The sequence below is a fragment of the Novosphingobium sp. genome (genome assembly GCF_027486195.1).
Lineage (GTDB): Bacteria > Pseudomonadota > Alphaproteobacteria > Sphingomonadales > Sphingomonadaceae > Novosphingobium.
Map to the genome: position 1 here is coordinate 1 of NZ_JAIXPP010000053.1, position 5,932 is coordinate 5,932.

Annotated in this window: 6 protein-coding genes; 5 read left to right on the plus strand and 1 reads right to left on the minus strand. The window is 66.4% G+C overall.

Going from position 1 to position 5,932, the window contains the following annotated elements; genetic code table 11:
• Nucleotides 1-36 precede the first annotated feature (36 nt).
• From Q0071_RS10185 to Q0071_RS10205, 5 genes are all read left to right on the plus strand, one after another.
• Nucleotides 37-927 carry a DUF4167 domain-containing protein gene (locus tag Q0071_RS10185; RefSeq protein WP_298168384.1) on the plus strand — a complete coding sequence of 297 codons (891 nt, stop codon included), beginning with the start codon at nucleotides 37-39 and terminating at the stop codon, nucleotides 925-927.
• Between the two features lie 70 nt (nucleotides 928-997).
• A complete protein-coding gene (gene lnt, locus Q0071_RS10190) occupies nucleotides 998-2,542 on the plus strand; it encodes an apolipoprotein N-acyltransferase (protein ID WP_298168387.1) in 1,545 nt (514 codons plus the stop codon).
• Between the two features lie 44 nt (nucleotides 2,543-2,586).
• Nucleotides 2,587-3,792, plus strand: a complete 1,206-nt coding sequence (metK, locus tag Q0071_RS10195; RefSeq protein WP_298168390.1) for a methionine adenosyltransferase — start codon at nucleotides 2,587-2,589, stop codon at nucleotides 3,790-3,792.
• Between the two features lie 185 nt (nucleotides 3,793-3,977).
• Nucleotides 3,978-4,631, plus strand: coding sequence for a hypothetical protein (locus Q0071_RS10200; protein WP_298168392.1), 654 nt, complete (start codon nucleotides 3,978-3,980; stop codon nucleotides 4,629-4,631).
• Nucleotides 4,631-5,179 carry a hypothetical protein gene (locus Q0071_RS10205; protein ID WP_298168394.1) on the plus strand — a complete coding sequence of 183 codons (549 nt, stop codon included), beginning with the start codon at nucleotides 4,631-4,633 and terminating at the stop codon, nucleotides 5,177-5,179. The genes Q0071_RS10200 and Q0071_RS10205 overlap by 1 nt, the downstream gene beginning before the upstream one ends.
• Before the next feature lie 51 nt (nucleotides 5,180-5,230).
• Here the strand turns inward: Q0071_RS10205 and Q0071_RS10210 are convergent.
• Nucleotides 5,231-5,932 (minus strand): acyl-CoA dehydrogenase (locus Q0071_RS10210; protein WP_298168396.1); only part of this gene is annotated, 702 nt, incomplete at its 5' end.

Genomic DNA, 5,932 nt, shown 5'->3' on the forward strand with positions numbered 1-5,932 from the left:
GGGTCAAGGTTGCACCGAAACAGGAAAGTGCCTGACTTGAACAACAATCGTGGTAACAACCGCCGGCGCGGTCGCGGGAACAACAACCGCCCGCAGGGTGGCGGTCAGCAACTCAACCGGATCGATAGCCGCGCGCGGGGCAATGCCCCCCAGATGCTCGAAAAGTATCGCAAGCTGGCGCAGGACGCACATCTGAATGGCGACCGCGTTCAGGCTGAATACTATCTGCAGTTCGCGGATCACTACTTCCGCGTCATCGCCGACAGCCGCCCGCGCACCGACGATCAGCGCCAGCGCTCCAACGGTGAGCGCTGGAACGAAGGCGAAGGCGAAGACGACGGCACCGACTTCTCCATGGACAACGATTTCCCCGCTTTCGACCGCCCGCAAGTCCGGCGTGAGGAAAACCGGGAACCGCGCGAGCCTCGTGAGAATCGCGAGCCCCGCGAAAACCGCGAGCCGCGCGATAACCGGGAACCCCGCGAAAACCGGGAACCGCGCGATAACCGCGAACCACGTGAACCGCGCGAGAATCGGGACCAGCGCGAAAATCGCGAGCCGCGCGAGAACCAGCGCCCTCGTTTCGAGCCGGAAGCCGCGCCCGAAGCAATGGTCCGCGCCGATGAAGGCGAGCCGATTGGCGATGTCGCCGAAAATCCCTTCGTGCGCGAAAGCCGGTCGCAGCGCGGTCTGCGCCCACGCACCGACCGCCGCCCGCGCCGCGAGGCAGAGGAAGCACCGGTCGCCGCGCTTGATCCGCTGAGCCTGCCGCCCGCCATCGGCGTTCGCGCTTCGGCTGAGCCGGTTGAGGAAGCACCTGCAACGGTGTCGGCACCTGCAGCCGAAGCGCTTGCTGCCGAGGCTCCGGCGCCCAAGCGCCGTGGTCGCCCGCGCAAGAATCCGCTGCCGGAAGCCGCAGAAGGCTGACCGCGGCCAGTCGCAGCGCCTGAACGGGCCTGAGCGGGGTCGCCGCGTGGAAAGATCGGCAAGAGGCTTGATGCCGCTGGCGCTGATCGGCGCAGGTGCCTTGGCCGCGACCGGTTTTCAGCCCCTCGCGCTGTGGCCCTTCACGCTGGCCGCGCTGGCGTTTCTGATCACCCAGATCGAGCGCGCGCGCTCGGCCCGCCGCGCGGCGCTGGCAGGCTGGCTGTTCGGGCTCGGCTACTTCACGCTCGGCAACAACTGGATCGCAACCGCGTTCACCTATCAGGCGGCGATGCCCGCCTGGCTGGGATGGATCGCGGTCGTGCTGCTGGCGGTCTACCTCGCGGTCTATCCCGCGCTCGCCGCCTTCCTCGCGGCCTGGCTGGCGCGGCGCTGGCAGGCTGCGCTGCTTCCGGCGTTTGCAGGGTTCTGGATCATCACCGAATATCTGCGCGCCACCCTGTTCACGGGGTTTGCGTGGAACCCGCTCGCCATGGTCGCGCTGGGCGGTTTCGGCCGGCCCGGTCTTGCCGCCATCACGCCGTGGACGGGGACTTACGCCCTCTCCGGCCTGATCGTTCTGCTCGCCGGTTTCTGGCTGCTGGCATGGCGCACGGCAACGGCAGGGCGCCTCCATGCCGCAGCCATGATGGCCGCAGTTCCCGCCGCGCTCATGCTGCTGCCGTTGCATGGCCATGGCGGCGAGGGCCGCCTCGGCTTCACCCTCGTCCAGCCGAACATCGGGCAGGACACGATCAACGATCCGCGCCTTTACGAAGGCCAGTTCCAGAGCATCGCGCGCCTTTCGCTGCCGCGTACGCCGGGCTCAACGCGGATCGTGCTGTGGCCCGAAGGCGGCCTGCCCGATTACCTGCGGCCCGGCTATCCGCAGTTCTTCTACGATGCCACGACCTATGCGGCGGACCCGGCGATGGCTCGCGCCCGCATTGGCCGGGTGATCGGCCCGGGCAGCCTGCTGCTGACCGGCGCGACCGATCTCGTGGTGCAAGGCGGCGATGTGACCGCCGCGCGCAATGTCGTCACCGCGCTCGGGTCAGACGGCGCGATCCGGGGAAGCTATGCCAAGGCGCATCTCGTGCCCTATGGCGAATATCTGCCCATGCGCACGTGGCTCGCCCCGCTCGGCCTTTCCCGGCTGGTTTCGGGCAGCCTTGATTTCCTGCCCGGTCCCGGCCCGCGCACGCTGGACATGGGCTTGCACGGCAAGGCCGGCATTCAGATCTGCTACGAGATCGTGTTCTCCGGCGAGGTGGCCGACCGCGCGCACCGGCCTGACTATATCTTCAACCCTTCGAACGACGGCTGGTTCGGCGCATGGGGCCCGCCGCAGCATCTGGCGCAGGCGCGGATGCGCGCGATCGAGGAAGGGCTGCCCGTGCTGCGCGCCACGACGACCGGAATCAGCGCGGTGATCGATGCCGATGGCGTGGTCCGGCAGTTCGCTCCTCGCCTCACTGCCGGGCGGCTCGATGGGCTGGTGCCGCCCGCTCACGTTCCCACGCTGTTTGCCCGGCTTGGCAACCGGCTCGCCCTCGCATGGGCGCTGGTATTGCTGGGCGCTGCGCTCGTGGTTGCAAGGCGGCGCAGAGGACGCTAGGGAGGCGACATAAAGGATTCTTTATATCATATAGGAACCCCCCAATGCGCACCGACTACCTGTTCACGTCCGAAAGCGTTTCCGAAGGCCACCCGGACAAGGTCGCCGACCAGATCAGCGACGGCATCGTGGACCTGTTCCTTTCGAAGGACCCCGAGGCGCGCATCGCCTGCGAGACGCTGACGACGACGCAGCTCGTGGTGCTGGCCGGTGAAATCCGCTGCAAGGGCGTCTACGAAGATGGCGCATGGGCGCCGGGCGCGCAGGAAGAGATCGAGGCGACCGTTCGTGAGACCGTGAAGCGGATCGGCTATGAGCAGGACGGCTTCCACTGGGAGAAGTTCGAGTTCATCAACCGGCTGCACGGCCAGTCGGCGCATATCGCGCAGGGCGTCGATGCGGCCGACAACAAGGACGAGGGCGCAGGCGACCAGGGCATCATGTTCGGCTATGCGACCGACGAGACGCCCGATCTTATGCCGGCGACGCTTTACTACAGCCACAAGATCCTCGAGCGCATGGCAGCCGACCGTCACTCGGGCGCGGCTCCGTTCCTTGAGCCCGATGCCAAGAGCCAGGTCACGCTGCGCTACGAAGGTTCGCTCCCCGTCGCCGCAACCGCCGTCGTCGTCTCCACCCAGCACGCGCCGGGCTATGACGAGGGCGACAAGGAAGCCGAGCTTCACGACTACGTGAAGCGCGTGATCGCCGAGGTGATCCCGCCGGTGCTGCTGCGCGAAACCAAGTACTACATCAACCCGACCGGCTCGTTCGAGATCGGCGGCCCCGATGGCGACGCGGGCCTCACCGGCCGCAAGATCATCGTCGATACCTACGGCGGTGCTTCCCCGCACGGCGGCGGCGCCTTCTCGGGCAAGGACCCGACCAAGGTCGATCGCTCGGCTGCCTATATCACGCGCTACCTTGCCAAGAACGTGGTCGCTGCGGGCCTTGCCACGCGCTGCACGATCCAGATCGCCTATGCCATCGGCGTGTCCGAGCCGCTCTCGCTCTATGTCGATACGCACGACACCGGCACGGTGGGCGACAACCTGATCGAACAGGCCATCCTCGGCAACGCCAAGCTCGGCGGCCTGACCCCGCGCGCGATTCGCACCCACCTCGGCCTCAACAAGCCGATCTACCAGCCGACCGCCGCCTATGGCCACTTCGGCCGCAAGGCGGATGGCGACTTCTTCCCCTGGGAGCGCCTCGATCTGGTGGATGATCTCAAGGCAGCGTTCGCCTGAACCGGTAGTCTGCCGCAGGCACGCAGACCGGCCTGAATGAAAAGCGCTCCGAAGCATCGCTTCGGAGCGCTTTTCATTTGTGCTGCACCGGATTGACCCGGCTGAGCGCTGGTTGCGGTCTTGTTGACGGATCGCTGCGGTGCAGGCAGGTTCATGGCCGCGTGTCTGATTAAGGAGGCGGCGCCATGACCGAACCGATGAAGGGGTCGATACCTGTAAGCGTCGGTCTCGCGTCCTACCTCAGGATTCCCATTCCCGGCACCAGCGGACTTGCCATCGAGCTCGATGCGCGCGGGTTCAAGGGCAACTCGACCTGCAGCCTGTTCTTTCACGACAAGACGGGCAAGCGGACCCTGCGGCTTGATTATGGTTATAACAAGAACACGAAATCGGTGAATTACCACTGGAACCAGAAGGGTACGGCAGAAGCCCTGCCCTTCCAGATCAAGAACCATGACCTTGCCGGCCGGAGCGGGGCCTTTCTCTATAAGGGCGCGAAGTATTTCAAATACCTCGGCCGCAGCCTGCTCGTCGTCGGCCTCGCCACCGACGGATACTCGATCGTGGTTGCCGATAAGCCGATGCGGCGATCTACCGCAGTTGTCAGCGCATGGGCGTCGGCCTGGGTAGGCTGCCGGGCGGTGGGCGCACTGGGGGCCGGCGCGGGTACGCTGGTCGGGCCGGAAGGAACTGCCATCGGCGGTGTCGGCGGTTGCATCGTTGGCGGCTACGCGGGATACAAGGCGGGCGAGCAGGCAGGCGAGGTCGTCTACGATTGGGCCGAGGACACCGTTTTCCGGCAGATCCCGACAAGTCCGACCCCGTTCGGCCATCATTGATGACCCTGCGGATCGAGCTCTCGACCGCTGAGCCGGGCCCCTGTTCGCTTTGGCCGGGAGACCTCCCGGAAGATGGCCCCGCACGAACGCTGATGGTCACCTGGACCGTCGATCCGGAGCCCGCGGACGCGGGCGTTCCGGAGCCACTCCAGACGCTGCTGGCGACCTGGCTCGCCGGGCAGGGTCAAGTGGCGTTTCCCGTCCGTCTGGGCCTGCTGGGCCATGTCGAATGGACCGTGGCGACCACGCCCGGCGCAGCCGCTGCCCTTTTCGATATTGCCGATTTCCCATGGTGGACCGGCACCCAGGCAGCGCTGATTGCAGGCGAGGCCCCGGACCCGGACCTGCTGACGAGGGCTATGGCGAAATGCCTGATGGGTGACGCCTGGGTTACCGCGACGGGCATGGGCGGATGCCACGCCGTGTTGCGTGCCGGGATCGACGGCGATGCATTATGCATGGCCTTCGCTGATAGGGCGGCGCAGGCCACGGCGGCAGCAGAACTCGCTGACCTTGCCGCGCAAGCTAGAATACCCTGCGCCGGGTAACGCCGGTCCGGCCGCGCCAGAAGCACCGCCGGACCAGCAGCACGGAAGCGCTTACCCGAACATGCCCTTCCTCGGCCCGAGGTAGCCGAACAGGTACGCGCCGACCTTGCGCATCTGGATTTCCTCCGCGCCTTCGGTGATGCGGTAGCGGCGGTGGTGGCGATAGATGTGCTCGAACGGCTTGTGGCGTGAATAGCCGATGCCCCCGTGAACCTGCATCGCGCGGTCCGCCGCTTCGCAGACCAGCCGGTTTGCCCAATAGTTGCACATCGAGACCTTGTCGGAGAGCTCGCGCTCGATGCGCTTGTGGCCGCCTTCTTCGGCTTCGAGCCGGTCCATTTCCCATGCGGTCTTGCGGATGAGGAGGCGCAGCATCTCACACTGCGTGGCAAGCTCCACCAGCGGGAACTGAATTGCCTGATTGCGCGCCAGCTCCTCTCCGAAGGGCTTGCGCTCCCGCGCATAGCGCACCGATTCCTCTATGCAGAACGTGGCCGCGCCCAATGATGAAGCCGCCTGCCGGATGCGGTTCTGGTGGACAAAGCTCTGCGCGATGGCGAGGCCGCCGCCTTCCGGCCCGAGCGTCGCGGATTCCGGCACCCAGACATTGGTGAGCGAGAGCCGCGGGTGGTCTGTCGGCATGTTGAAGGTCCACATGTACTCCTCGATCACCAGCCCCGGCGAGGGATTGGGCACGAGGAGGCAGGTGATCCCGCGCGCGTTCCCGGGCTCGCCTTCGGTCCGCGCAAAGAC

What these genes read in the sequence shown, in the direction of transcription:
- lnt (WP_298168387.1), top strand. Translation starts at nt 998, where the DNA reads ATGCCGCTGGCGCTGATCGGCGCAGGTGCCTTGGCCGCGACCGGTTTT.
- metK (WP_298168390.1), top strand. Translation starts at nt 2,587, where the DNA reads ATGCGCACCGACTACCTGTTCACGTCCGAAAGCGTTTCCGAAGGCCAC.
- Q0071_RS10200 (WP_298168392.1), top strand. Translation starts at nt 3,978, where the DNA reads ATGACCGAACCGATGAAGGGGTCGATACCTGTAAGCGTCGGTCTCGCG.
- Q0071_RS10205 (WP_298168394.1), top strand. Translation starts at nt 4,631, where the DNA reads ATGACCCTGCGGATCGAGCTCTCGACCGCTGAGCCGGGCCCCTGTTCG.